This is a genomic window from Rhodoferax ferrireducens (assembly GCF_049302455.1).
Lineage (GTDB): Bacteria > Pseudomonadota > Gammaproteobacteria > Burkholderiales > Burkholderiaceae_C > Rhodoferax > Rhodoferax ferrireducens_B.
Map to the genome: position 1 here is coordinate 1 of NZ_JBAQMD010000065.1, position 25746 is coordinate 25746.

22 protein-coding genes are annotated in these 25746 nt (G+C 61.2%); 16 read left to right on the top strand and 6 right to left on the bottom strand.

The window, feature by feature from the left end; genetic code table 11:
• The first annotated feature begins 415 nt into the window (after positions 1 to 415).
• Positions 416 to 1078: a pyridoxamine 5'-phosphate oxidase gene (gene pdxH / locus WA157_RS11285; RefSeq protein WP_422621046.1), complete on the top strand. Its 663-nt coding sequence runs from the start codon at positions 416 to 418 to the stop codon at positions 1076 to 1078.
• Positions 1079 to 1086: 8 nt separating this feature from the next.
• On the opposite strand, the gene WA157_RS11290 is transcribed toward pdxH, so the two are convergent.
• Positions 1087 to 1998 (bottom strand): HTH-type transcriptional regulator ArgP, encoded by a 912-nt coding sequence (locus WA157_RS11290; RefSeq protein ID WP_422621047.1) that lies wholly within the window; start codon positions 1996 to 1998, stop codon positions 1087 to 1089.
• A 120-nt stretch (positions 1999 to 2118) separates the two neighbouring features.
• Between WA157_RS11290 and WA157_RS11295 the strand changes: the two genes are divergently transcribed.
• Positions 2119 to 2775, top strand: coding sequence for a LysE/ArgO family amino acid transporter (locus WA157_RS11295; protein WP_422621048.1), 657 nt, complete (start codon positions 2119 to 2121; stop codon positions 2773 to 2775).
• Between the two features lie 7 nt (positions 2776 to 2782).
• Here the strand turns inward: WA157_RS11295 and WA157_RS11300 are convergent, their stop codons facing one another.
• The 3 genes from WA157_RS11300 to WA157_RS11310 all read right to left on the bottom strand — a co-directional run bounded on the left by WA157_RS11300 (position 2783) and on the right by WA157_RS11310 (position 7532).
• A complete protein-coding gene (locus WA157_RS11300) occupies positions 2783 to 3730 on the bottom strand; it encodes an AEC family transporter (protein WP_422621049.1) in 948 nt (315 codons plus the stop codon).
• 10 nt (positions 3731 to 3740) lie between these two features.
• Entirely contained in the window at positions 3741 to 6773 is a 3033-nt protein-coding gene (locus WA157_RS11305) for a bifunctional diguanylate cyclase/phosphodiesterase (RefSeq protein ID WP_422621050.1), read from the bottom strand.
• Between the two features lie 207 nt (positions 6774 to 6980).
• Positions 6981 to 7532: a Fur family transcriptional regulator gene (locus WA157_RS11310; RefSeq protein ID WP_422621051.1), complete on the bottom strand. Its 552-nt coding sequence runs from the start codon at positions 7530 to 7532 to the stop codon at positions 6981 to 6983.
• Positions 7533 to 7646: 114 nt separating this feature from the next.
• Here WA157_RS11310 and WA157_RS11315 point away from each other — a divergent pair, with 114 nt between their 5' ends.
• The 4 genes from WA157_RS11315 to WA157_RS11330 are packed head-to-tail and all read left to right on the top strand — an operon-like array spanning position 7647 to position 10481.
• Positions 7647 to 7841, top strand: coding sequence for a hypothetical protein (locus tag WA157_RS11315; RefSeq protein ID WP_422621052.1), 195 nt, complete (start codon positions 7647 to 7649; stop codon positions 7839 to 7841).
• Positions 7835 to 8647, top strand: coding sequence for a metal ABC transporter ATP-binding protein (locus tag WA157_RS11320; protein WP_422621053.1), 813 nt, complete (start codon positions 7835 to 7837; stop codon positions 8645 to 8647). The genes WA157_RS11315 and WA157_RS11320 overlap by 7 nt, the downstream gene beginning before the upstream one ends.
• Positions 8644 to 9543 carry a metal ABC transporter permease gene (locus tag WA157_RS11325; protein WP_422621054.1) on the top strand — a complete coding sequence of 300 codons (900 nt, stop codon included), beginning with the start codon at positions 8644 to 8646 and terminating at the stop codon, positions 9541 to 9543. Before WA157_RS11320 ends, WA157_RS11325 begins: the two co-directional genes overlap by 4 nt.
• 26 nt (positions 9544 to 9569) lie before the next feature.
• On the top strand, positions 9570 to 10481 hold the full coding sequence (locus WA157_RS11330; RefSeq protein WP_422621055.1) for a metal ABC transporter substrate-binding protein: 912 nt from the start codon (positions 9570 to 9572) through the stop codon (positions 10479 to 10481).
• 51 nt (positions 10482 to 10532) lie between these two features.
• On the opposite strand, the gene WA157_RS11335 is transcribed toward WA157_RS11330, so the two are convergent.
• A complete protein-coding gene (locus WA157_RS11335) occupies positions 10533 to 11585 on the bottom strand; it encodes an AraC family transcriptional regulator (RefSeq protein ID WP_422621056.1) in 1053 nt (350 codons plus the stop codon).
• Between WA157_RS11335 and WA157_RS11340 the strand changes: the two genes are divergently transcribed.
• The 10 genes from WA157_RS11340 to WA157_RS11385 all read left to right on the top strand — a co-directional run bounded on the left by WA157_RS11340 (position 11584) and on the right by WA157_RS11385 (position 21596).
• Positions 11584 to 11724, top strand: a complete 141-nt coding sequence (locus WA157_RS11340; protein WP_422621057.1) for a hypothetical protein — start codon at positions 11584 to 11586, stop codon at positions 11722 to 11724. The two genes, WA157_RS11335 and WA157_RS11340, sit on opposite strands and share 2 nt — an antisense overlap.
• Positions 11725 to 11767: 43 nt before the next feature.
• Entirely contained in the window at positions 11768 to 13324 is a 1557-nt protein-coding gene (locus tag WA157_RS11345) for a malonyl-CoA decarboxylase (RefSeq protein WP_422621058.1), read from the top strand.
• Positions 13325 to 13418: 94 nt separating this feature from the next.
• The gene (locus tag WA157_RS11350) at positions 13419 to 13610 is read left to right on the top strand and encodes a hypothetical protein (RefSeq protein ID WP_422621059.1); all 192 of its coding nucleotides are present in this window, start codon (positions 13419 to 13421) and stop codon (positions 13608 to 13610) included.
• A gap of 68 nt (positions 13611 to 13678) precedes the next feature.
• Positions 13679 to 14908, top strand: coding sequence for a succinyldiaminopimelate transaminase (gene dapC / locus WA157_RS11355; protein WP_422621060.1), 1230 nt, complete (start codon positions 13679 to 13681; stop codon positions 14906 to 14908).
• A gap of 35 nt (positions 14909 to 14943) precedes the next feature.
• Positions 14944 to 15768, top strand: coding sequence for a 2,3,4,5-tetrahydropyridine-2,6-dicarboxylate N-succinyltransferase (gene dapD, locus WA157_RS11360; protein WP_422621061.1), 825 nt, complete (start codon positions 14944 to 14946; stop codon positions 15766 to 15768).
• A 41-nt stretch (positions 15769 to 15809) separates the two neighbouring features.
• On the top strand, positions 15810 to 16997 hold the full coding sequence (locus tag WA157_RS11365; RefSeq protein ID WP_422621062.1) for a PilT/PilU family type 4a pilus ATPase: 1188 nt from the start codon (positions 15810 to 15812) through the stop codon (positions 16995 to 16997).
• Between the two features lie 19 nt (positions 16998 to 17016).
• Complete coding sequence (gene dapE / locus WA157_RS11370) at positions 17017 to 18192, top strand: succinyl-diaminopimelate desuccinylase (protein ID WP_422621063.1); 1176 nt, start codon at positions 17017 to 17019, stop codon at positions 18190 to 18192.
• Positions 18189 to 19121, top strand: a complete 933-nt coding sequence (prmB, locus tag WA157_RS11375; RefSeq protein ID WP_422621064.1) for a 50S ribosomal protein L3 N(5)-glutamine methyltransferase — start codon at positions 18189 to 18191, stop codon at positions 19119 to 19121. Before dapE ends, prmB begins: the two co-directional genes overlap by 4 nt.
• A 10-nt stretch (positions 19122 to 19131) precedes the next feature.
• Complete coding sequence (locus WA157_RS11380) at positions 19132 to 19644, top strand: GNAT family N-acetyltransferase (RefSeq protein ID WP_422621065.1); 513 nt, start codon at positions 19132 to 19134, stop codon at positions 19642 to 19644.
• Positions 19641 to 21596, top strand: a complete 1956-nt coding sequence (locus WA157_RS11385; RefSeq protein ID WP_422621066.1) for an ABC-F family ATP-binding cassette domain-containing protein — start codon at positions 19641 to 19643, stop codon at positions 21594 to 21596. The genes WA157_RS11380 and WA157_RS11385 overlap by 4 nt, the downstream gene beginning before the upstream one ends.
• Positions 21597 to 22093: 497 nt before the next feature.
• On the opposite strand, the gene dnaE is transcribed toward WA157_RS11385, so the two are convergent.
• Positions 22094 to 25651: a DNA polymerase III subunit alpha gene (gene dnaE, locus WA157_RS11390; protein ID WP_422621067.1), complete on the bottom strand. Its 3558-nt coding sequence runs from the start codon at positions 25649 to 25651 to the stop codon at positions 22094 to 22096.
• Positions 25652 to 25746: the final 95 nt, after the last annotated feature.

Here is a 25746-nt window from a genome sequence, read left to right on the forward strand (position 1 = left end):
TTGGCAGGCTGACTATGGTTATCCACGATCTGTCCAGGCATAAAAACGTTTAAAAATGCTTGACTTGAAACACAGTTGCTCTCCCGCCCCGCCGGGCGGAAGAGGGGAGCTTCATTTGGCCGCGTCTTCAAAGGTGGGAAATTGGCTCTTGATTGCCGCTGGTCTCAAAGTAGCTGCAACATTGCAACGAGGCGCTCAAAGCAAATTGCTGTCTCAACGCCAATCAGCCCGAGTACTTCCTGCCTTAAAGGAGTTGGCCACATGTGGCTGTTAGCTCCTCTTTCCGCCCCGGCGGGGGCGGAGAGGGGCTGGGGGAGGGGGAATACAACGCATAAAAAGTCAACTCCCAACCGAGTCAAAGGACAAGGTTCTGGCAATGAAACCCAAAAATCAACCTGCCTATACTCTTGAACCTATGACCTCCATCGCCCACCTCCGCAAAAGCTACGAACGCGCCGAACTCAGCGAAGACGCTTGCCACGCCAACCCGCTCCAGCAGTTTGAGAAATGGTTGAAAGAAGCCATTTCCGCTGAAATTCCCGAGCCCAACGCCATGACGGTGGCCACCGTGGCGAGCAACCTGCGCCCCAGCACGCGCGTGGTGCTGATCAAGGGCTATGACGAGCGCGGCATCACCTGGTTCACCAACTATGACAGCCGCAAGGGCCAGGAGCTGGCGGGCAACCCTTATGCCGCGCTGCAGTTTCACTGGGTGGAGCTGGAACGGGTGGTACGCATCGAAGGCATTGTTGAAAAAGTAAGTGAGGAAGAAAGCGACAGCTACTTTCACAGCCGACCACTGGACTCGCGCATCGGCGCCTGGGCCAGCCCGCAAAGCCAGGTGATCTCGGGGCGGGGCGTGCTGGTGGCCAACGCGGCCAAATACGGGGCAAAATTCTTGCTCAACCCGCCGCGCCCCCCGCACTGGGGCGGCTACCGCCTCAAACCCGACCATTGGCAATTCTGGCAAGGCCGCAAAAGCCGCCTGCATGACCGGCTGCGCTACACCTTGATCGATTCCGCCCACACCTTGCCCGATGCCGAACCGGTGTGGATTCGCGAGCGTCTGGCGCCCTGAGAATCCTGTCAACGCAAGACTTTGCGCGCGGCCTGTTTGACGGCCTGGGTCAGCCGCTGCGCGGACGCAGGCTCGCGCTCCCAGTGGTGCCAGTAAAGCGCCACATCCACCGCGCTGCCGGGCAACACCTCCACCAGCGCGGCATGCCCCGGGCGCGCCGACAGGTCCGCCAGGTGCTGCTCCGGCACCATGCCCCAGCCCAAACCGAGCGCCAGCGCGCGCTCGAACGCATCCACCGCAGGCACAAAATGGCGTGGGTACTGGGGCGTCGTCAACTGAAAGTTCTGTGCCAAAAAGATATTCTGCAAGCCGTCCTTGCGGTTAAAGATGACCGCTGGCGCGGCCAGCAAGCGGTGCACTGACAAAGCCCCGGTCTTGGTGTGGCACTTTTGCATCAGCGCGGCGGCCGCCATGCAGCAATAGCGCATCACACCCAAATTTTCGGCCAGACAGCCGCGCATGGGCTGGGCCTGCGTACTCACACAGCCCACGACATCGCCATTTTTGAGGGCGTCATGGGTGTGATCCTGGTCGTCAATCACCACGTCCAGCAGCAGTCGGTGCCGTGTCAGCAAAGCCGCCACACCGGGCAAAAACCAGCTGACCAGGGAATCGGCGTTGACAGCGACAGACAGGGTTTGCCAGGCGGTGGCGGCGCCCGGCCCGTGACCACCCAGCCCGCCGACCAGATCGGCCTCCATCAGACGCAGTTGCTTGACGTGGGCCAGCAAGGCCTGCCCCGCGGCGGTGGCACGCACCGTTTTGCCGCGCACCAGCAAACGCTGACCCAGCGCGGACTCCAGGGCCTTGATACGCAGCGAGACGGCCGCCAGCGTCAAGTTCAAAGCCTGCGCAGCCGGGCCAAAGCCCCCGTGCTCCAGCACCGCCGCCAAGGCCTCCAGTTGTTTCGCATCCAGCATGTTGCCCACCTTTGATCAAGTATTTTTTATCCTTAATTAGTTTAATTTAGTTTGGTTTAACAAATTCAGCATTGGCAGCACACTGGCATCTTTGTTCCAAGTACCTTGTGCCGACACACCATGCTGCCTCTCTCCCACGCCCTGGCCCAGGCCCCTGCTTTCAACGCGGGTTTGCTGCTCAGCCTCTCGCTCATCATGGCCTTGGGGCCGCAAAACGCGCATGTGCTGCGCATGGGTTTACGAGGCCAGCACCTGTGGCTGACGATTGGCCTTTGCATTCTGTCGGACGTGCTGTTCATTGGTATGAGCATTTTTGGCCTGGGTCAATTGGGCGGTCTGTCTGACACGATCAGGAACGCCCTGGTGGGCGGTGGCATCCTGTTCCTGCTGGTTTATGGCGCCCAGGCGTTTGCGCGCTTTCGCAGCGGCGCAGCCGCTGCCATGTCGCAGGCCAACGCCAGTGATGAGGCCGTCATGACGCGCCGCCAGGCCATCCTGGCCGCGCTGGCATTTTCATGGCTCAACCCGCATGTCTGGCTCGACACGGCCGTTTTGCTCGGCACCGCCTCGCTGGCCTGGGGCCAGCCGGGCAACGCGGTCTTTGGCGTGGGCGCGGCCACCGGCTCGGTGATCTGGTTTACAGGCTTGGGCGTATGCCTGCTGTGCCTGGGCCCGCGCCTGCGTCGACCCGGCGTGTGGCGCGCGCTGGACGCACTGGTGGCTTTGCTGATGTGGGGCACCGCCCTGGTGCTGGGGCTGGGTTTGCTGGGGCTCTAGATGGCCGTCAAAGCCAGCTCACCAGCGCCATCACCAGTGAGAGTGTCACCAGCGCCAGGCAGGTGGACACCGCCATGCTGGCCGTCACCAATTCTTCAGCGACCTGATAACGCTGCGAAAACATGAACACATTGGCGCCGATCGGTAGCGCCGCCGCCACAATCATCACGGTCAAGGGCAAGCCACTCAAACCAAAAACCCAACACAGCAGCGCCACCAGCGCCGGGAAGACCAGGTTCTTGATCAGACTCAAACCCAGCGCCGCCTTGAAGTGGTCCCCGATGCGCACAGCGGTCAGCGTCACCCCAACCAGCACCAGGGCCACCGGGCCAAAAGCGTTGCCCAACAACTGAAGCGGGCGATCCACCACCTCGGGCATCACCAGGCCGGTTTGCGCAAACAGCAAGCCCATGATGATGGGTAAAGGCACCGGATGAATGATGCCGCTGCGCACCGCGCCCAGTACCGTCAGCAGCATGCGTCCACCGCCCCCGCCACCGGCCGCTGCTTTCTCGCGGGCGACTGCCAGTTCCAGCACCACGGTGGCAAACGTCAACAGCACCAGCGCATGGACCGAGATCAAGGTAAACAGTGTCACCAAGCCGGCCTGGCCATAAGCCAGCCCCACCAGCGGGATGCCAATCATCACCGTGTTGCTGAAGGTGACGGCCAGTCCCAGCACCGCCGCGCGGCGCGTTCCCCCTTGCCAAACCAGAACAAAACCATACAACAGCATGGCTGCCACAAAGTACATCAGCACCGGTTTGAAATTGAGCTGCTCCACATGCACCGTGCTCATGGTGCGAAACAGCAGTGCCGGTGTGAGCACCATGAAGACCAGGTTTGACAAGTCTTTTATGGCCTCAGCCCTTATCCAGCCTGCACGACCAGTTATAAAACCAATAGCAACCAGCAGCACCACCGGCAGCAAGGATGAGAGAACAGGATTGATCATGCAAATTTATTCAGCGACCAAAAAAACACGCCAGCTCCGCGACCGGAACCGGGCGACCAAAGAAATAACCCTGGAAATTCAAGCAGCCCTCGCCTTCCAGAAAATCACGCTGCATCTGGGTCTCCACGCCCTCGGCAATCACCATCATGCCAAGTCCGCGCCCCATCGCCACGGTGGCCCGAACCAATGCGGCGTCTTTCGGGTTGCTCAAGGCATCGCTGACAAATGACTGATCAATCTTGATCTGGTCCAGCGGCAAGCGTTTGAGGTAAGACAACGATGAATAGCCGGTACCAAAATCATCCAGTGAAAATCCGACGCCGTGAGCCTTGAGGGCCACCATCTTGGCGATGATGCCATCAACATCCTTGACCAACAGGCTCTCGGTCAGCTCCAGCTTGAGCCGGTCCGCCGGGGCCCCGGTGCGCGCCAGCGTTGCCAGCACATCCGACACAAAACTCTCGCGGTGAAACTGCAACGCGCTGACGTTCACCGAGATCGTCAAGTGCGCCGCATGTGCTTGTGTCCGCCACAGCTGCAATTGGCGGCAAGCGGCCTCCATGACCCATTGGCCCAAGGGCAGGATCAGGCCGGTATCTTCAGCCAAGGGAATGAAGTGCGCTGGCGCCACCAGGCCACGCAGTGGATGCTGCCAGCGTACCAGCGCCTCAACACCGATCAGACGGCCCGCCTGATTCACCTGCGGCTGGTAATAGAGCAGGAACTGGTTTTCCTGCAGGCCAAGGCGCATGTCCGCCTCCATCTCGGCGCGCGCACTGATGACCGCCTGCATGTCGGGGTCAAAAAAGCGCAGCGTGTTGCGCCCGGCATCCTTGGCCTGGTACAGCGCCAGGTCAGCCCGTTTGAGTAGCTCTTCGACCGTGTCCTGGCTGGCGTTGAACAGGGCCACACCCACACTGGCGCTACCGTGGTGCGTAAAGTAGCCAAAAGGGTAAGGCTGGTGCAAAGCATCGAGAATTTTCTGCCCCACCGCCTCGGCCTGCGTGGCCGCCTCGGTCTGCTGCTCACTCAGATCCTGCAACAGAACCACAAAATCATCACCCCCCAGCCTCGCCACCGTGTCGCATTCACGCACACAAAAATTGAGCCGCTGGGCTACTTGCTGCAACAACACATCACCCTGCTCATGACCCTGGGTGTCGTTCAGATTTTTAAAATTATCCAGGTCAATGAACAGCAAGGCGCCATGACGACGGCTGCGCGTGCCGACCGCCAACACCTGTTGCAGCCGGTCGTTCAGCAGGCGCCGATTGGGCAGCCCGGTGAGCAAGTCATAAAAAGCCAGATGCTCGATTTCGGCCTCGGCCGCCTTGCGCTTGGTGATGTCCTCCTTGATCGCCAAGTAATGAATCGGCCTGCCGTGATCGTCAAAAATAGGGGCAATCGCTGCCTGCTCCCAGAACAGCGAGCCATCCTTGCGTCGGCTGTGAAACTCACCATGCCAGATGTCTCCCGCCAGCAACGTGGCCCACATCTCGCGGTACTCGTCGTCTGACTTTTCGTGCGACGACAAAATGCGGGGATTCTGCCCCACGACGTCGGCACGCCGGTAACCACTGACCTGCTCGAACATCGGATTGACGTATTCAATGAGCCCCTGGGGGTCGCTGATGACGATGGAAACCGGCGATTGCTCGACCGCCGCCGACAAGGTGATCAGGGACTCTTCTGCCTGTTTGTGCTCCGTGACATCCGACACGAAACCGTGCCATAAGACCGAACCGTCATCGAGTTTTTGCGGTGCGGCCTTGCTCGACAGCCAGCGCACCGTGCCATCCTCAAACTTCACGCGATACTCATCTGCCCAAGGCGTCAGCGCACGGGATGAGGCCTGGATCGATGCCGCCACACCAGCCGCATCATCAGGGTGCATCAAGGCAAAAAGCGGCGCAGCATCCTGCGCAATAGTTTCAGGACTGAGCCGGAAGATTTTGTGCAGGCCAGCACTGGCAAAAGGGAAGCAGGAACTGCCATCGGGGCGCAGCAGGTACTGAAATACCACGCCCGGCACATGGTGGGTGAGGCTTTGCAACTGCACCAGGGCTTGCCGCTGCGCCGCCGAATGGCGCCGCCTGATGACCACATACCAGGACAGAAGCACGCCAAGAACGAGCAGGAGAACACTCAGGATCACAGCTTCCCATACACGATGCTGCAGGGTGTCCTCTTGCTGGGCAAACACGTCCTTGCTGGCCAGCCCGACCAATACCAGTACGGGATAAGAAGCCAATTGTTTGAAGTGGTAAAGACGTTCGATGCCGTCGGTCTTGGCTTGAAAGGTCAAGGTGCCGCTGGTATCGCCGTGGGCAATACGTGCAAAGACCGGGCTCGACACGGCATTGCCAGTGAATGTTTCCGTATGCGCAGTCTTGCGGGCGAGCAAGGATCCGGTCAAGCCATACAGCGCCGCGACACCCTCATGACCAAGCTGGAGTTCGCCGTAAAAACGGGTGAAATAGGTGGGATCGAGCGACACGACAACCACGCCAGCAAATTCTCCGTCATTACCCACGATGCGACGCGAAACCCGGACCGACCACACACCATAAGCCAGATCGAACTCGGACTTTGAGATGAAAAGCGAGTCGCTGGCAGCCCCGCGCTGGGCTTTGAAGTAGTCCCGATCCGACACATCACGATGATCGCTCAGAGGCAGGCTGCTCAACCGAAGGATCCCTGACGCGTCAACAATACTGACCTGACGAATGGTTCTCTCATCAAAAACCCCCTCGACACGCATCATGCCAAGGTCAAGACGGCCTGAGTGTTCCTGATATTCAGAACGAACCAGGCGCAAGGTCTGGTCAACGCTGTAAAAAATGCGTTCGGCATGTTCCTGTCCAACCCGCGCCAGATTGACTATTTCGTTTTCTGCGCCGCCCATGGCTTTGGCGCGGTCATCATTGATCAGACGAAAAGTATGCAGCCAGACTGCGGCAAACACCAACGCGGCCAGCAACCAGATCGGCACATGGTGATTGAGCCTGGCTAGTGCGCCGATGCGTTGACGAGTAAATGGCATGGCTTCAGGTAGCAAAGCGTGTGGCCCGCGTTGTTGGTGTGGCGCACCCGGTCCCGGGCTACTTGGCATAGCAACCGGGGCGCCGATGGTGATCGACTAATCTGAAAACAAAACGTCAAGTATCTTCTGCCAGGAAATCTGCCATCCTGATTCAGATCAAGTATCAGAACACTAATTCCAGCGTATCAGACAGCCAGTCACCACGCGTCAGCATGAGGGCGTGACCGCAGGAGTCGGTGCGATCGAGGCGGCAGTTGCACAATCCGCACACACGCCGCGCACCGCCAGATCCAGGCTCAGGCCTTGGTAGCCCAGGGCTTTGAGGGCTTGCAAAGCGTTTTGTGCCGCCACCTCCAAATCAAGCGCATTGCCCTGCAACGCACCTTCCAAAGGCTGGTCGCGGTGGCAGCTCTGGCACTCAAAGTGCGGCAGCGCATGCACGCTGGCGGGCATTGCCTGGTAACGGCGCACCCGATTGACGTCAACCCGGCACAGCAGCAGACCGACTTGTGTCAGCCGGTCAATCAGGCGGTACAGCGTCACGCGGTCCAGTGTGCCCCCGCCCTCGCCTGCCCCTTGTCCATCCGCAGCACTGGCATCCTGCAACGCCGTCTGCAACTGGGCGTGGGTGTAACTGGTGTCAGGGTGCGCCAGCAGCCAGCCCAGCACCAGACGCGCCGCGCCCGTGCGGCGCAGGCCGTGGGCTGACAGCAAAGCGTCAATCGGATCAGGTGGACTCAAGCGGGTAACAGCAGGCATGACCAGGTCAAAGTTTTTTGGAAGGCAGGCAATTATTGCAATTGAGTTGCGTTAAACTATATCGCAATTCAGTTGCATTATCGCCGCAATCGCTATTTTTTGAACTGCCCCAAGATGTCACAACCGACGCACGACCACGGCCACCCGCACGCCCCGGCATCAAACCAGGAGGCGCAACAGCCCGCCCAAAGACGCAGCGTGTTGGCCTGGCCGGCCTGGCTGCGCGTGTTGGCCGTGTTGCCGGTGCTGCTTGCACTGTGGTTGGCCGTGTGGTGGACCCATACAGGCGCGGGAGTGACCGCGTGGTAACGGTCGACAACCTGACAGTCAGCTACCGCCAGCATCCGGCCCTGCACCACATCAGCGGCCAGTTTGCGCCCGGCGCGCTCACCGCGGTGATTGGCCCCAACGGCTCGGGAAAAAGCACGCTGCTCAAAAGCATCATGGGCTTGATCAAGCCCGAAGGTGGTCGCGTCTTGCTGACCACAGCGCGCGAGCGCATGGCCTACTTGCCGCAAATGACCGAGATTGACCGCGACTTTCCGATGCCGGTGCACGACTGTGTGCTGTTGGGCTGCTGGAGCACCGTGGGTGCCTGGGGTGGGGTCAGCGCTGACCTCATGGCCCGCGCCAATGCGGCCATTCAAACCGTGGGGCTGGAAGGCTTTGAGCGCCGCACGGTCGGGTCGCTCTCCAGCGGGCAGTTTCAGCGCGTGCTGTTTGCCCGCCTGCTGATGCAAGACGCCGAGCTGATTTTGCTCGACGAACCCTTCAACGCCATGGACTCACGCACCACGGCCGCGCTGCTGACACTGATCCACCAATGGCACGCGCAAGGCCGCACGGTGATTGCCGTGCTGCACGACGACGCGCAGGTGCGCGCGCACTTTGGGCAAACGGTGCTGCTGGCACGCGAGCTGGTGGCCTGGGGCGACACCGCACAGGTGCTCACCGAATCCAATTTGCAACGCGCCCGCGCCCTGGCCGAGGCCTGGGACGACAACGCCGACATTTGCCACACCGATGAGTCCAGTGGAAAAGATCCGCTACCCGACACCGCATTCAAAACGCAGCCCAACACGGAGCCGGTCCATCTGCACGGCGCAACCCCATGATGGCCTGGTACCAAACCCTCTGGGACGTTTCGGTGGGTCCCTTTGCCGAATTTGCCTTTATGCGTCGCGCGCTGGTGGCCACGCTGGCGTTGGCCATCAGCGCGGCACCACTGGGCGTTTTTTTGACGCTGCGGCGCATGAGCCTGCTGGGCGACGCGCTGAGCCACGCGGTGCTGCCGGGCGTGGCGGTGGGCTTCATGCTGTTTGGCCTGTCGCTGCCCGCCATGGCGCTGGGCGGTGTGCTGGCGGGCTTGGCTGTCGCGGCGATTGCCGGCGTGGTCAGCCGCGCCACCCGCCTGAAGGAAGATGCCAGCCTGGCTGCCATCTACCTGGTGGCGCTGGCCTTGGGTGTGACACTGATCTCGCGCCAGGGCAGCCAGCTTGACCTGCTGCGTATTTTGTTTGGCAGCGCGCTGGGCGTCGATGCGGCAGGGCTGCTGCTGGTGGCCGGCGTGGCCAGCGTGAGCGTGATCGCTCTGGCCGCGCTGTACCGGGGGCTGGTGCTGGAGACCTTTGACCCGGTGTTTCTGGCCGCCTCCGCCGGGCGCGGCTGGAGCCGCCGGGGATGGATCTGGCAACAAAGCTTTTTGATGCTGGTGGTGATCAACCTGGTGGCGGGTTTTCAGACCCTGGGCACGCTGATGGCAGTGGGTTTGATGATGCTGCCCGCCGTCTCAAGCCGGCTCTGGCACGACTCTTTAAGCGCCCAACTGCTCAACGCCAGCGCGCAAGCGGCTTTGGCGGGCGTGGCCGGGCTGCTGCTGTCTTATCACCTGGACACGCCCAGCGGGCCAACCATCATCGGCTGCGCCGGGGTGTTGTACGGCCTGTCCTTGTTGCTATCGCCCGGTGGCTGGTTGCCCACCGTGCTCAAGCGCCCGCACCGGGTGGGCTGAAATTTTCTTCACCTGAAAGCAGTTCAATGAAACGCGCAACTCTCAAATTTTTGACACTCTCATCTCTGGTGGCCATTGGCCTGTTGCCCAGCATCAGCCCGGCCGCCGAGCCGCTGCCGGTGGTGGCGTCTTTCAGTATTCTGGGCGACCTGGTGCAAGTGGTGGGCGGCGAGCGCGTCAAGGTCACGACGCTGGTCGGGCCGGATGCCGATGCGCATGCCTTTGAGCCCAAACCAGCACACGCCAAAGCCATTCTGCAATCACGCCTGTTTGTCATCAACGGGCTCAACTTCGAACCCTGGGCGCAAAAACTGGCCCGATCAGCCAATTACCAGGGCCAGACCCTGGTCGCCTCCCACGGCATCAAGGTGCGCAAGCTGCCACTCGACAAAGGCCTCCAACACGCCGAAGCCGACCCGCATGGCTGGCAAGACCCCAGCAACGTGGTGGTGTATGTCAAAAATATAGCCAAATCACTCGCCAGCCTCGACCCAGCGGGCGCAAGCAGCTATCAAAAAAATAGCGAGACATACATCAAGGAACTGGAATCGCTGGACCAGTTCACCAAAGACCAGCTCGCACCTTTGAGTCTCAAACAACGCCAGGTCATCACCTCGCACGATGCATTTGGCTATTTTGCAGCGCGCTACCAGATCAGGTTTTTAGCGCCTCAAGGCATCAATGCCGACGTGGAGCCGAGTGCCAAAGAGGTGGCCCAATTGATCCGCCAGATCAAGCGTGACAAGATCAAAGCCGTCTTTGTGGAAAACATGAGCAACCCCAAGCTGCTGGCTCAAATCACCCAGGACACGGGCGTCGCACTGGGCCCCAAGCTGTATGTGGATGCGCTCTCCGGCCCCAACGAGCCCGGGTCAACTTACCTGAAGATGATGCATCACAACGTGACGCAGCTGGTGGCGGGCATGCAGCGCAACTGAGGCCTTGACCCGTCTGCGTTTCGTTCGATTTGTCGCGCAACCTGACCCGGATCACGCAGAGGGAATCACCGCCGGTCGCCGATAGGCCCCAGGGGTACTGCCGGTCCAGGCCCTGAAGGCGCGATGGAACGCCGGTGTGTTGTCAAAGCCGGCCAGCGCGGCGATCCGGTCAATGGATTCGCGCGTCTTGACCAGGCGTTCTATCGCCAGGTCACGACGCATCTCATCCTTGATTCTCTGAAATGTGCCCCCCTCAAGGGCGAGCCCTCTCGACAGGGAGCGACCCGACATGAACAGTGCGGCGGCCACCGCATCCAGTGACTGATCGGCACCCGAATGGGCCAGGAGGTATTCCCGCACGCGGGTACTGGTCGGACCGTGATCGAAAGTCACAAATAGCCAATCATCGGGCGCGCGTTTGACGAACTTGACCAACTCGATTTTGGTGCGATGAAAGCGTTGCCGCAACACCTGCTCGGCAAAGCTGACCGATGTGCAGCTCTGATCAAAGCTCAGCGGACCCGGAAATAGTTGGGCGTACTCGGCAAAGTGCGCGGGACGTGCAAAGCCGAAACCAACCGTCTCAATCGGCAGCTCACGCCCCACCAGCCATGAGGCGACGCCGTGGATGAGTTTGACCATCAGCTCATGCCCAAAGATCGTTGGCGTGGTCAGTGTGTCCAGCGGCTTGAGCGCAATGGTCACACACTGGTTCTGGCGTGACAGTTGCAGTGCGTAGTCGTCGAGCAGCAGGTTCCAGAACCGCGTGAACCGGTACATGGCAACCAATACCGAGGGCGCGTCGAGCAGGCTCAGGCCCAGGTACTTGAGTGTGCCGGCGCGGATCGGCCGCGACCAAAGGCCGAGCATCTCATCGCCAATGCTCAAAGCAGTGATCTGATAGAGCCGCACAAACTGTTCACGTGTCGCGCGGGCGCCGCGTTGCGTGAGCAGCGTGGGCGCAATACCGGCCTGACGAAGCAGCTCATCAATCGCCTCAGGCGCCAGCATCCGGGTGGCGCCCATCAGCAGATTCTGAACAAATGACATCGGGATGGTGGGGCTCGGATTGCGCATAGGGGGGTTGCCACCGCGATGGTCCATGAAGTTTCGACAAAAAATGGCGCATTTCGCAACAAAACAGGCGCAAGCTGCAATTGCTTTGGCACGGAATGCTCAGTACTATACAGAGAGAATTCGGCCACCGCTTGCCAAGCAACTGGCGCAAATGGCAAGTTGGTAGACCAGCGGCCTCAGGCTGTCCGCATGAAAGGAAGGCACTTACCATGAACACCTCCGAATGGATCACCCGCAGCGTGTCCAAACTGCTGCCCGCCGCAGGTTCAATGCAAAAAGTGACGCTAGCCACCGTGGAATATGGCCATAGTGCTATATATATGGGAGCAACCAATAGCGTATCGACGGCGGGAGCGAGGCCGACACCGACCGCTGCAGCCGTGAGCCAGCCGTCAACGTCGACCAGCACAAGTGAGCGATCGACTTCCCGCTCCCTGCGCGAACGCCTGGCAGGCACCTTGCGCCACAAGGACGAGGCACTCTCACCACGCTTGCTGCGCCGCACCCTGGCCGAACTGCAGGCCGTACTCGACATCCAGGTCAGCGAGGTCGAAGGCGGGCGCCGCGCCAGTCAGTTCGCACTTTGGTATGCCACCGCCTCGCCCGCGCAGCGGCGCGACTGCTGGCTGCTGATGAGCGAGCAGTTTGCACCCAACCCCGACGTCGTCGAGACCGCGCGCGGACACTACGAGGCGGCCCAAAACACGCCCGACGCCGGGCAAGCCGAGATCGGCTTGCGCCGGGCGCTGGTGTCGCCGCGCAGCCGCCTGCTGCAGCGCTTTGCTGCGTTCCCCGAGGGCATGCAATTTTTGCTTGACCTGCGCACCGAGTTGCAGCCACACCTGAAAGCCGAAAAGCGCCTGCTGGCCCTGGACGGCGAGCTGGAAAACCTTTTTTCCAGCTGGTTTGACGTCGCGTTTCTGGAGTTGCGCCGCATCAGTTGGGACTCGCCCGCGTCGCTGATTGAAAAGCTCATCAAATACGAAGCGGTGCATGACATTCGCGGCTGGAATGACGTCAAGAACCGGCTTGATTCGGACCGCCGCTGCTACGGTTTTTTTCATCCTCAGCTGCCCAATGAACCGCTGATCTTTGTCGAGGTGGCCCTGCTCGACAAGCTGCCTTGCGCCATCTCGCCGTTGCTGGACGAAGCGGCGGCGCCGGCCGACCTGGCCAAAGCCACAACCGCTATTTTTTACTCCATCAGCAGCACCCAGACCGGTCTGCGCGGCGTGAGTTTTGGCGACTCGCTGATCAAGCGTGTGGTGGAGACCCTCAGGGCCGAGTTTCCCCGCCTGCGCACTTTTGCCACCCTCTCGCCGATGCCGGGTTTTCGCAGTTGGCTGGGCAAAAACGCCACCGCCATGCTGGCTCGGCTCGATGAAAAGACCCGAGCCGCGCTTGCCGGTGCCGTGGGCGCGCAGCCTTTGGCGGCAGCGGACCTGCTGGCGGCCGCCGAGCAGGCGCAGTCGCTTGACGCCAGATCGCCGCTACGCCACTTCCTGATGCAGTGCGCCGCCCACTACCTGGGCCACGAGCTGGCGCAAGGCAAGCCACTGGATCCGGTGACGCGTTTCCATCTGGGCAATGGCGCACGCGTCGAGCGGCTGAACTGGGGCGGTGATCTCTCGGCCAAAGGCTTCAAACAGTCCTACGGCATGATGGTCAATTACCTGTACGACCTGAAGCGACTGGACAAGTACCGGGCGCAGTTTGCCAACAGCAAACTGGCGGTTTCAAGCGAAGTTGAAACGCTGGGGTTTTAACGGAATTAGGGGCGTTCCCCTTCGAGCGGTATGGATTCATACCGGGTGCAGGGGCATACTGCAAGCTCAACACCAGCACCCACACAGGAAAATAATGACCATCTGCCCCATCGCCATTGCCGTCGGCTGCAAGAAATGCCCGGTCTTCAAAATCTGCCCGGTCAAGTCCCTGATCGGAGACGTCCCCAAGGCGTCAGCCGGCAAGCCAGTTGCCAAGCCAGCCGTCAAACCCGCGGCCAAGTCAGCAGCCAAATCGGCGCCAGCGCGCAAAAAAACCAAAAAATAAGCCGTCTTTGCTCGCCGGTCGGTGGAGGAGCAGCCAGGCCCGCCGCTCAGGCGGGATAATCGCTGCCCATGAATCCACTGCTCACTCTTTTGCAGCCCTACCCGTTTGAGCGGCTGCGGCAACTTTTCTCCGGCGTCACCCCCAACCCCGCCCTGCGGCCGATCAGCCTCGGGCTGGGGGAACCCAAACACGCCACCCCCGCCTTCATTCAACAAGCCATGATCGAGGCCATTGGGCGCACGCCCAGTGGCCTGGCCAGCTACCCGGCCACGCAGGGCGAGCCCGCGCTGCGCGAAGCCTTTGCCCAGTGGCTGAAGAAACGCTATGCAATCAACGCCGACCCGGCCACGCAAATGCTGCCGGTCACCGGCTCACGCGAGGCGCTGTTCGCCCTGACCCAAACCGTGGTTGACCCCGGCGCGCGCCAGCACGGGCATGAAAAACCGTTCGTGGTCTGCCCCAATCCGTTTTACCAAATCTACGAAGGCGCCACGCTGCTGGCCGGTGCCCAACCCTACTACGTGGCCAGCGACCCGGCGCGTAACTTTGCACCCGACTGGGCCGGTGTGCCAGCCGCCGTGTGGGCGCGCACCCAGCTGCTGATCGTCTGCTCGCCGGGCAACCCGACTGGCGCGGTGATGCCCTTGTCGGAGTGGAAAATGCTGTTTGAATTGAGCGACCGGCACGGCTTTGTCATTGGCTCCGACGAGTGCTACAGCGAGATTTATTTCCGCGACGACGCCCAGGGTGGACCGCCACTGGGCGGCATGGAAGCCGCGGCGCAACTCGGCCGGCTGGACTTCAAGAACCTGATTTCACTCACCAGCCTGTCCAAACGCAGCAATGTGCCCGGCATGCGCAGCGGTTTTGTGGCCGGTGACGCCGCCATCATCAAGCAGTTTTTGCTCTACCGCACGTACCACGGCTGCGCCATGAGCCCGGTGGTGCAAGCCGCCAGCACGGCGGCCTGGCGCGATGAGCAGCATGTGGTCGAAAACCGGGCGCTGTACCGCAGCAAATTCGCCCAGGTCACCCCCTTGCTGGCCGAGGTGCTGGACGTGGCGCTGCCCGACGCCGGCTTTTATTTATGGGCCAAAGTGAAGGGCAATGACACCGACTTTGCCCGCGACTTGTTCGCTCTTTACAATGTGACGGTTTTACCCGGCTCCTACCTGGCGCGTGAAGCGCAAGGCAGCAACCCCGGTGCCGGGCGTATCCGCATGGCGCTGGTGGCCGAAACCGCCGAATGCGTGGAAGCCGCCCGGCGCATCGCGCAATTTGTCAAATCCAGAACCTGAAACCGAAACGGTTTCACCTCCCGAGAAGAATTTTCATGACGCAACAATTGCAATCCATCATCGACGCAGCCTGGGAAGACCGTGCCAATCTGTCCAGCGCCGCCGCCCCCAAAGAAGTGCTTGATGCGGTCGAACACGTCATCTCCGACCTCGACGCCGGGCGCTTGCGCGTCGCCACCCGCGAGAGCGTGGGCCAATGGACCACGCACCAGTGGATCAAAAAAGCCGTGCTGCTGAGCTTTCGTCTCACCGACAACCAGGTCATGAAAGCCGGTGATCTGGGCTTTTATGACAAGGTGCCCACCAAATTTGCCCACCTCGACGAAGAAGCCATGAAGGCGTCGGGCGTGCGCGTGGTGCCACCGGCAGTGGCGCGGCGCGGCAGTTACCTGGCCAAGGGCGTGATCCTGATGCCGTCCTACGTCAACATCGGCGCCTATGTCGATGAAGGTACGATGGTCGACACCTGGGCCACCGTGGGCTCCTGCGCGCAGATCGGCAAGCATGTGCACCTGAGCGGCGGTGTTGGTATTGGCGGCGTGCTGGAGCCGATGCAGGCCGGCCCCACCATCATCGAGGACAACTGCTTCATCGGCGCCCGCTCCGAAGTGGTGGAAGGCGTGATCGTGGAAGAAAACTCGGTCATCTCGATGGGCGTTTACCTCGGGCAAAGCACGCCCATTTATGACCGCGCCACCGACACCGTCAGCTATGGCCGCATCCCCAGTGGCTCGGTTGTCATCAGCGGAAGCCTGCCCAAGAACGAGGGCAAATACAGCCTGTACGCGGCCATCATCGTCAAAAGGGTGGATGCACAGACACGGGCCAAAACCAGCTTGAACGACCTGCTGCGCGACTGATTTTTTTCTACCCCCACACGCATAGAAACCGGGACGCAAGCATGGCAACCAGCGCACCAAACGCAACACCGGGCACCTCCGGCACCATGGAGCGAATTCTTCGCCTGATGAGCGAGAAAAAAGCGTCCGACGTTTATTTGTCCTCCAACTCGCCAGCCCTGATCCGCATCAACGGCCAATGCGTCCCGATCAACAGCCAGATGCTGCCGCCCGAGGCACCGCGCAATTTGCTGGCCGAAATACTGCCACCCAACCGCCTCGAAGAACTCGAAGAGTTGAATGAGCTCAACATCGGCTGGTCGCTGGCGGGCGTCGGCCGCTTTCGCATCAGCGCGATGCGCCAGCGCGGCTCCATAGCGGCGGTGATCCGCTATATCTCGGTCGACATCCCAGCGCTTGATACGCTGGGTGTGCCCCTGATTCTGGGCCAGTTGATCATGGAAAAGCGTGGCCTGCTGCTGATGGTGGGTGCCACCGGTGCCGGTAAAAGCACCACCATGGCCTCCATCATTGACCACCGCAACGCCAACGCCACCGGCCATATCCTGACGATTGAAGACCCGATGGAGTTCTTGTTCAAAAACAAGCGCTCGGTGGTCAACCAGCGTGAGGTTGGCAGCGACACCCAGTCGACCCAGATCGCGCTGAAGAACGCTTTGCGCCAGGCCCCGGACGTGATCATGATCGGCGAAATCCGCGACCGGGAAACCATGTCGGCGGCCATTGCCTACGCCCAGACCGGCCATTTGTGCCTGGCCACCCTGCACGCCAACAACAGCTACCAGGCGCTCAACCGGATCCTGAGTTTTTACCCGGTCGAGGTACGCCAGACCATGCTGGGCGATCTGTCCGCCTCGCTCAAGGCGATTGTGTCGCAACGTCTGCTTCGCACCACAGCCGGCGGACGCATCCCGGCCGTGGAAATCATGCTCAACACCAATCTGGTGGCTGAAATGATTGAAAAAGGCGATTTCTCCGGTGTCAAGGAGGCCATGGAAAAGTCGATGGCCGAAGGTGGCCAGACCTTCGAGCAAGACATTGCACGCCTGATCCTGGAAGGCGTGGTGGACCGCAAGGAAGGTCTGCTCAACTCGGATTCGCCGACCAATTTGATGTGGCGCCTGCAAAACGACTTCAACGCCCGGACACAAGCGCCCGAGCCCGCCGAAGACCCGGATGATCAACCCTCCTTCACCGAAATCGCGTTCGACGTGAAACACGGGTCGTGAACCACCCACTTTGAAGCTGATGCCAAAAACTCTGCACCTGGCCGAACAACTGATCGCCCGCCCCTCGCTCACACCCGATGATGCCGGCTGCCAGCAAATCATCGCTGAGCGACTCGCCCCGCTGGGCTTTGGCTGTGAAACCATCACCAGCGGCCCGACTGATTTCCGCGTCACCAATTTATGGGCGAAACGGGCTGCAGCCCCCGTCAAATCTGCGCAACACACTACCAAATTAGTAGTGTTTGCCGGCCACACCGACATCGTGCCCAGCGGCCCGGTGCAGCAATGGCGCTGCCATCCGTTCACGCCCACCCAGTTTGACGGCAAGTTGTACGGCCGCGGCGCGGCCGACATGAAAACCTCGCTGGCCGCGTTCGTCGTCGCGGTCGAAGAGTTTTTGGCGGCCCAGCCGGACACGGCTTTGGCCATCGGTTTTCTGCTCACCAGCGACGAAGAAGGCCCGGCGCTGGATGGCACGGTCAAAGTCTGCGAAGCGCTGCAGGCGCGCGGCGAACGCATCGATTACTGCATCGTCGGTGAGCCCACCTCCCTGGAGCGCACCGGCGACATGATCAAAAACGGTCGCCGCGGCACGCTCAGCGCCCGCCTGACGGTCAAAGGTGTGCAAGGCCATATCGCCTACCCGCACCTGGCCAAAAACCCGATTCATCTGGTCGCGCCCGTGCTGGCCGAGTTGGTGGGCGTCGAATGGGACCGGGGCAACGCGTTCTTCCCGCCCACCTCCTGGCAGATCAGCAACATCCACAGCGGCACCGGCGCCAGCAATGTGATTCCGGGTGCGGTGGTGATTGACTTCAACTTCCGCTTTTCCACCGAGTCCACACCCGAGTCGCTGCAGACCCGGCTGGCCGCGGTGCTGGAGCGCCACGAGCTCGACTACGAGCTGGCGTGGACGCTTGGTGGCACGCCGTTTCTGACCGAGCCCGGCACACTGGTCGACGCGGTGGTGGACGCGATCAAACAAGAGACTGGCCTGACCACCGTTCTGTCCACCACCGGTGGCACCAGCGACGGCCGTTTTATTGCCAGAATTTGCCCCCAGGTCATTGAGTTCGGTCCGCCCAATGCCAGCATCCACAAGATCGACGAACACATCAACATCGCCGACATCGAGCCGTTGAAAAACATCTACCGCCGCGTGCTGGAGAACCTGAGTGCGGGGATAAGCGCATGACGGTGCTGGAACTGATCGAAGCGGCTGCCGCCCAGCTCACTGAGGCCGGGGTGGCGTTTGGCCACGGCACTGAGAACGCCTTTGACGAAGCCGCCTGGCTGGTGCTGTGGCAACTCGGGCTGCCGCTTGATACACCACTCGATACACCGCCAGCAGATGCGCCTGATGCGCCGAAATTTGTAGCAAATCGGCCTGTAGCCCCCGTGGAACAAGAGCAGGTAGCTACTCTTATTAGAGCAAGAATCACATCCCGCCAGCCCGCCGCCTACCTGACGCAAGAAGCCTGGTTGATGGGCGTGCCGTTTTACGTGGACCCGCGCGCCATCGTGCCGCGCTCGCTGATTGCCGAGTTGCTGGTGAATGGCGGCATTGACTACTGGCTCAGCGATGCCACCCACGCCGTGCTGGACCTGTGCAGCGGCAACGGCAGCCTGGCCGTGCTGGCGGCCATGGCTTACCCGGACGTGACGGTGGATGCCTCTGACTTGTCAAAGGATGCCCTGGCGGTGGCCCGCATCAACGTTGACAAACATGGCCTGGGCGGGCGCATCACCCTGATCGAATCGGATGGCTTTGCCAACCTGCCGGACCGCTACGACCTGATTTTGTGCAACCCGCCTTACGTCAACTTGCAGAGCATGGCCGAGCTGCCGCCTGAATTTCACGCCGAGCCCGCGCTGGCGCTGGACGGCAACCGCGCTGGCGGCCAGGATGGCATGGACTTCATCCGCACGCTCTTGCGCGAGGCGCCGCAGCACATGAATGAAGACGCCGTGCTGGTGCTGGAAATCGGCAACGAGCGCGAGCACTTTGAAGCGGCCTTCCCCAAGCTGGAAGCGATCTGGCTGGAAACCAGCGCCGGTGAAGACCAGGTGCTGCTGCTGACACGGGAGGCCTTGAGGGCCAACCGGGAAGCCCGGCAGGACTAATACAAAGACCATGCAGGCACTGTTCCAGCTGACAAATATTTCGACCCCGGCAGACTATGAGATTTTCAAAGGCCTGCTGCTGGAGTACGCTGCGCGCGACCTCGACGACCCCAAAAACAGCACCATCTGGAAAGACATCGAGCAGTTGCCGGGGCGCTACGCTGCGCCCGTTGGCGCCGTGGTGCTGGCAACCGTTGGCGGTGAACTGGCGGGTTGCGGCGCGTATACGGCCACGGCGCACAGCGGCATTGCAGAAATCAAGCGCGTTTATGTCCGGGATGGCTTTCGTCGTCAGGGACTGGCGCGCGCACTGACCCAGGCGCTCATCAGCCGCGCCAGGCAAGCGGGCTACGCGACAGCGGCCATCTGTACCTGGCCGCACAACACGCAGGCCCTCGCGCTCTATCAACAACTGGGCTTCGTGCCCATTTCATCCTTCAGAGAGCCTTCCAAAGCTCACCTTGTTTTTCTCGGTTTGCCGCTCGGCCAATCCGGCCCAGACACAAACTCCCCTCCCGCATGATCACTCTAAAAAACGTTACCCTGCGCCGCGGCGCCAAAGTGCTGCTCGACGGCGCCTCCGTCACCCTCAATCCGGGCGAAAAAGTCGGCCTGGTGGGCCGCAACGGCGCGGGCAAGTCCTCGCTGTTTGCGCTGCTCAACGGCACGCTGCCCGAAGACGGCGGCGAATACTTCATCCCCAGCCAATGGCGCATGGGCCAAGTGGCGCAGGACATGCCCGAGACCGAGCAAAGCGCCACCGACTATGTGGTCGACGGCGACACCACGCTGCTGGCCGCGCAACAGGAAGTTACCGCGTCGGAGGCCACCGACGATTACGACCGCATGGCCCACGCCTACATGGCGCTGCAGGACGCCGGTGCGCACGACGCGCCGGCGCGCGCGCAAGCGCTGATTCTGGGGCTGGGCTTCAAGACCACCGAACTCAACAACCCGGTCAACAGCTTCTCGGGCGGCTGGCGCATGCGGCTGCAATTGGCCCGCGCGCTGATGTGCCCGTCTGACCTGCTGCTGCTCGACGAGCCCACCAACCACCTGGATCTGGACGCCTTGGTGTGGCTGGAGTCGTGGCTCAAGAAATATGACGGCACCATGATCGTCATCAGCCATGACCGCGAGTTTCTGGACGCCGTGACGGACGTCACGCTGCACATCGACGCGGCAAAATTGATGCGCTACGGCGGCAACTACAGCAAGTTCGAGGACATGCGCGCCGAGCAGATGAACCTGCAACAAAACGCGTTTGCCAAGCAGCAGGACAAGATTGCTCACCTGAAGAAGTTTATTGACCGCTTCAAGGCCAAGGCCAGCAAGGCGAAACAGGCGCAAAGCCGGGTCAAGGCGCTGGACCGCATGGAAAAAATTGCACCCCTGTTGAGTGAGGCTGACTTCACCTTTGAATTCAAGGAGCCCGCCAACCTGCCGAATCCGATGCTGTCGATGACGGGGGTCAGTTTTGGCTACCCACCACCCGTTGATGCGCCAGTTGGCACGCCGCCGACCGTGATCGTCAAGAACGTCAGCCGCTCGGTGCTGGCCGGTCAGCGCATCGGTATCCTGGGCGCCAACGGCCAGGGCAAATCGACGGTGGTCAAGACAATCGCGCGCGAACTGCAACCGATCAACGGCGAGATCACCGAAGGCAAGGGCCTGAACATCGGCTACTTTGCGCAGCAAGAGCTCGACGTGCTGCGCCCTACTGACACGCCGCTGGAACACATGATTCGCCTGGTCAAGGACCTGACCGCGCTGGGCAAGATTGCCGGCCAGGCCACGCGCGAGCAAGACCTGCGCAGCTACCTGGGCACCTTCAACTTTGGCGGCGACATGGTCAAGCAGGCCGTGGGCAGCATGAGCGGCGGTGAAAAAGCACGGCTGGTGCTGTGCATGATCGTCTGGCAGCGCCCCAACCTCTTGCTGCTCGATGAGCCGACCAACCACCTGGATCTGGCCACGCGGGAAGCCCTGAGCATGGCGCTCAACGAGTTTGAAGGCACGGTGATGCTGGTCAGCCATGACCGCGCTCTCTTACGCGCCGTTTGCGACGAGTTCTGGATGGTCTCGCGCGGTGGGGTTGAGCCCTTTGACGGTGATCTGGACGACTACCAGCGCTATTTGCTCGACGAAGCCAAACGCCAGCGCGAAGCCATCAAGGAGGCCAGCAGCGCAGCGGCCAAGGCCGAGCGCAAAGCACAGGCAGAAGCAGCGGCCAAGCCGAAGGTCAAGGTGGCGTCCAGCGGCGCCAAACGTCAACTCGAACAGCTTGAAGCGCGCATGGCGGTGCTCAACGGTGAAGGTGCTTCTCTGGAGGGCCTGCTCTCCAAATCGCCACCGCCATCCGACTATGCCGAGCTGGGCAACCGCCTGAAAGCCGTCAACGACGAACTGCAGCTCTTGGAAGAGCAGTGGTTGACGCTGTCGGGGCAGGTGGAAGCGGCGGCTGTATCTCACTGAATTTCAAGGATTTCAGGGCGTCGGGCGAGATGAACGTTATTTCACGTTAAGACTTTTGTCATTTGCTCACGCCTGTTCTGCCCCCACTCACTCTCCCCCGCCTCTCTCTCGCCCCGCCGGGCGAAAGAGAGGGGCCAACAGCCACATTTGGCCGTGTCTCTTATGGTGGGAAATTGGTTCTTGATGGCGCGTTGGCCTCAAGGTGACGGCAACCCATGAACAGGCCGATCCAGCCAATTGTGAGGTTATCTTGATGCCAAGCCTGAGTTGAAAACCAACGCAACATCTGCCTGCGTGCTCGGCCTCGTCATGCCATGCCGCCACTTGACGGCCAGCGTGTCTCGGCTCGTCTCTTTTCCCACCTTCAAAAACGCGGCCACATGAAGCTCCCCTCTTTCGCCCGGCGGGGCGAGAGGGGTTGGGGGAGTGAGTGGGGGAAAAATAACTATAAATTCGATAGCCACTCAAGCATATAACACGGGGGCTACAGCCAGATTTCACTCATAAACAATGTCAGACTTACCAGCCCCCGCCTGCACTCGCCAGCCCGCCAGCGCCGCGTTGCTGGGGTAAAACTTGGCACGATCCCCCAGTTGCAGCTCCGCCGTAGCCCGAATGCCCTCCCCCTGGCACGTCACCGACAGCCGCACGCCCAGGCCGCGCAGCAACTCGCCCTGCTCGGTGACTTCGCGCAGCGGCGGGTAGTCCCGGGCCATGCGGGCGATGTCGGGTGCCTGGCCGGGCTGCGCGCTCACCACCAGCCGCAAAAACTTGCCAAAGCGGCAGCGCGCCTGCTCCAGATCCCAAATCTGCGTCACCGTGAGCTGCATACCGCCTGAAAAACGGTCCGGTTTCAACTGGCCCATGACGATCACCAGTTCGTCGTCCTTGAGCAAATTCTTGTGCGCGTTGATCAGCGCTTCATCGGCCCGGGCCTCGATCACGCCCGATTTATCGTCGAGCTTGAACAGCGCCAGCTTGCCGCGCTGGCCGTTAATCACCCGAAAATCAGTGATGATGCCGGCCAGCAACTGCGGCTCGCGGATGTCGATCAGGTCGTCGATCTGGCGCTTGGCAAAGCGGCGCACTTCCAAAGCAACCTCGTCAAACAGATGGCCCGACAAATAAAAGCCGACAGCGGTCTTCTCGAAAGTCAGGCGCTCTTTCACACCCCACGGCACGGCCTGCACCAGCTCCGGCTCTTGCGTGCTCGACCCTTGTGCGTCATCGTCCATGTCGAACAGACCGCCCTGGTTGGCGTTGGCCAGTGCGGCGGCGCCAAACTCGAACGCCAGGTCGGTGGAGGCCAGCAGGCTGGCGCGGTTGAGTTGGATGGCATCAAACGCACCGGCCTTGATCAGCGCCTCGACCGTGCGCTTGTTGACGCGCGAACGGTCCACCCGCACGCAAAAATCGAACAGGCTCTTGAACGGCCCCGCCACATCACCCGAGGGCCCCACACCGCGGCCTTCGCGCGCCGCCACAATCGCCTCAATCGCTTGCTGGCCACTGCCCTTGATGGCGCTCAGGCCATAGCGAATGACCTTGTCGGAGATCGGCTCAAAGCGGCTGCCACCCCGGTTCACATCGGGCGGCTCAAACGTCAAGCCCATTTTCAAAGCGTCTTCGTACAAGACCTTGAGCTTGTCGGTGTCGTCCATTTCCACCGTCATGTTGGCGCAAAAGAACTCGGCCGTGTAGTGCACCTTGAGCCAGGCCGTGTGGTAGGCCAACAGTGAATAGGCCGCCGCGTGCGACTTGTTGAAGCCGTAGCCGGCAAATTTTTCCATCAAGTCAAACACCTCGTCGGCCTTGGCTTGATTGATGTTGTTTTTGGCGGCACCGTCGCGGAAGATCTGGCGCTGGCGGGCCATTTCATCGGCGTCTTTCTTGCCCATGGCGCGGCGCAGCATGTCGGCGCCACCGAGCGAATAGCCGCCCAGAATCTGCGCAGTCTGCATCACCTGCTCCTGGTAGACCATGATGCCGTAGGTCTCGCTCAGCATCTCGGCCACCAGCGGGTGCGGGTAAATCACTTCTTCGCGGCCATGCTTGCGCGCCACAAAGCTGGGGATCAGGTCCATCGGGCCCGGCCGGTACAGGGCGTTGAGCGCAATCAGATCTTCCAGGCGGGTCGGCTTGGCGTCTTTCAACATACCTTGCATGCCGCGCGATTCAAACTGGAACACGGCCTCGGTCTTGCCGTCCTGAAACAGCTTGTAGACCCGCATGTCGTCCAGCGGCAGGTTCTCAAAGGCAAAGTTTTCCTGGCCCCGGTGACGCTCGATGATGAAGTCGCGCGCAATCTCCAGAATGGTGAGTGTGGCCAGGCCCAAAAAGTCGAACTTGACCAGGCCAATGGCCTCCACGTCGTATTTGTCGAACTGGCTCACCGCCGAGTCACTGCCGGGCTGCTGGTAGAGCGGACAAAAGTCGGTCAACTTGCCCGGTGCGATCAGCACGCCGCCGGCGTGCATGCCGACGTTGCGCGTCAAGCCCTCTAACTTGCGCGCCAGCTCCAGCAGGGTCTTGACGTCTTCTTCCTTGGCCTCGCGCTCAGCCAGCAGCGGCTCGGCCTCGACGGCATAGACCGTTTTGTCGTCTTTTTTTCGATCCGGTGGCGGCAACTGCAGGCTGACACTGACGCCCGGCTTGTTCGGGATCAGCTTGCTGATGCCATCGCAAAAGGTGTAGCTCATGTCCAGCACACGCCCCACGTCGCGCACCGCAGCGCGCGCGGCCATGGTGCCGAAGGTCACGATCTGGCTGACGGCGTCCTTGCCGTATTTGCTCTTGACGTAGTCAATCACCAGGTTGCGGTTGGTCTGACAAAAGTCGATGTCAAAGTCGGGCATCGAAACCCGTTCCGGGTTCAAAAAACGCTCGAACAGCAGGTTGTAGCGCAAGGGGTCCAGGTCGGTGATCTTGAGCGAATAGGCCACCAGCGACCCCGCGCCGGAGCCCCGTCCCGGCCCCACCGGGCAACCGTTGTTTTTGGCCCAGTTGATGAAGTCGCCCACAATCAAAAAATAGCCCGGGAAACCCATCTTCACGATGGTATTGAGCTCAAATTCAAGCCGTGCCAGGTAGCGCGGCATCTCCTTGTCGCGCTGCGCCGCATCCGGGTACAGATGGGCCATGCGCTCTTTCAGACCCTCGTGCGAGGCATAGCGAAAGTAATCATCCGGCGTCATGCGCTGGCCGTTGACCTCGGGCGTCGGAAAGTCCGGCAACTGCGGTTTGTCCAGCACCAGGGTCAGGTTGCAGCGCCTGGCAATCTCCAGCGTGTTGGCGAGTGCCGAAGGCACGTCGGCAAAGAGCGCCTGCATCTGCGCGCTGGACTTGAAATACTGCTCGCGCGTGAAGCGGCGCACCCGGCGTGGGTTGCTCAAAATTTCACCGTCGGCAATACACACGCGCGCCTCATGCGCTTCAAAATCGTCCGGCCCGGCAAACTGAATCGGGTGCGTCGCCACCACCGGCAAACCAGCGCGCGCGGCCAATTGCACCGTGGCCACGACATGCGCCTCATCGTCGGGACGACCGGCGCGTTGCAACTCCAGGTAAAACCGATGGGTAAACAGGCCCGCCAACTGCAGTGCGGCGTCCAGCGCGCGCGCCACATCGCCCTGCAGCAGCGCCTGCCCCACCGGCCCAGCCTGGGCGCCGGACAAGACGATCAAGCCCTCGCCCAGTTCTTTCAGCCAGTCCAGTTTGACGCTGGCCTGCGCCTTGCTGCCCTGCTGCGTCCAGGCGCGCGCCAGCAACTCCGACAAATTGAGGTAACCCTGCTTGTTTTGCACCAGCAGCAGCAGGCGCGACAACGCGCTGGCATCCTGGCCCAGGCCTTCGAGCCAGATTTCGGCGCCAATCAGCGGCTTGACGCCGCACTTGCGCGCCGCCTTGTAAAACTTGATGGCGCCAAACAGATTGCTCAGGTCGGTAATAGCCAAAGCCGGCTGGCCGTCAGCGGCCGCGGCCTTGACGCTGTCGGCAATGCGGTTGGTGCCGTCAACGACGGAAAATTCAGTGTGCAAACGAAGGTGGATAAACATGGTTCATTCTAATTTGCGGCACAGACCGCCGCGAACCCGAGCCCCTTTTTCCGGCTCTTGACCCAGCGCACGTTTTTGCCGGCATCAGACGGGTG

Coding starts and splice junctions, on each gene's coding strand:
- pdxH (WP_422621046.1), top strand. CDS start 416: ATGACCTCCATCGCCCACCTCCGCAAAAGCTACGAACGCGCCGAACTC.
- WA157_RS11290 (WP_422621047.1), bottom strand. CDS start 1,998: ATGCTGGATGCGAAACAACTGGAGGCCTTGGCGGCGGTGCTGGAGCAC.
- WA157_RS11295 (WP_422621048.1), top strand. CDS start 2,119: ATGCTGCCTCTCTCCCACGCCCTGGCCCAGGCCCCTGCTTTCAACGCG.
- WA157_RS11300 (WP_422621049.1), bottom strand. CDS start 3,730: ATGATCAATCCTGTTCTCTCATCCTTGCTGCCGGTGGTGCTGCTGGTT.
- WA157_RS11305 (WP_422621050.1), bottom strand. CDS start 6,773: ATGCCATTTACTCGTCAACGCATCGGCGCACTAGCCAGGCTCAATCAC.
- WA157_RS11310 (WP_422621051.1), bottom strand. CDS start 7,532: ATGCCTGCTGTTACCCGCTTGAGTCCACCTGATCCGATTGACGCTTTG.
- WA157_RS11315 (WP_422621052.1), top strand. CDS start 7,647: ATGTCACAACCGACGCACGACCACGGCCACCCGCACGCCCCGGCATCA.
- WA157_RS11325 (WP_422621054.1), top strand. CDS start 8,644: ATGATGGCCTGGTACCAAACCCTCTGGGACGTTTCGGTGGGTCCCTTT.
- WA157_RS11330 (WP_422621055.1), top strand. CDS start 9,570: ATGAAACGCGCAACTCTCAAATTTTTGACACTCTCATCTCTGGTGGCC.
- WA157_RS11340 (WP_422621057.1), top strand. CDS start 11,584: ATGAAGTTTCGACAAAAAATGGCGCATTTCGCAACAAAACAGGCGCAA.
- WA157_RS11335 (WP_422621056.1), bottom strand. CDS start 11,585: ATGGACCATCGCGGTGGCAACCCCCCTATGCGCAATCCGAGCCCCACC.
- WA157_RS11345 (WP_422621058.1), top strand. CDS start 11,768: ATGAACACCTCCGAATGGATCACCCGCAGCGTGTCCAAACTGCTGCCC.
- WA157_RS11350 (WP_422621059.1), top strand. CDS start 13,419: ATGACCATCTGCCCCATCGCCATTGCCGTCGGCTGCAAGAAATGCCCG.
- dapC (WP_422621060.1), top strand. CDS start 13,679: ATGAATCCACTGCTCACTCTTTTGCAGCCCTACCCGTTTGAGCGGCTG.
- dapD (WP_422621061.1), top strand. CDS start 14,944: ATGACGCAACAATTGCAATCCATCATCGACGCAGCCTGGGAAGACCGT.
- WA157_RS11365 (WP_422621062.1), top strand. CDS start 15,810: ATGGCAACCAGCGCACCAAACGCAACACCGGGCACCTCCGGCACCATG.
- dapE (WP_422621063.1), top strand. CDS start 17,017: ATGCCAAAAACTCTGCACCTGGCCGAACAACTGATCGCCCGCCCCTCG.
- prmB (WP_422621064.1), top strand. CDS start 18,189: ATGACGGTGCTGGAACTGATCGAAGCGGCTGCCGCCCAGCTCACTGAG.
- WA157_RS11380 (WP_422621065.1), top strand. CDS start 19,132: ATGCAGGCACTGTTCCAGCTGACAAATATTTCGACCCCGGCAGACTAT.
- WA157_RS11385 (WP_422621066.1), top strand. CDS start 19,641: ATGATCACTCTAAAAAACGTTACCCTGCGCCGCGGCGCCAAAGTGCTG.
- dnaE (WP_422621067.1), bottom strand. CDS start 25,651: ATGTTTATCCACCTTCGTTTGCACACTGAATTTTCCGTCGTTGACGGC.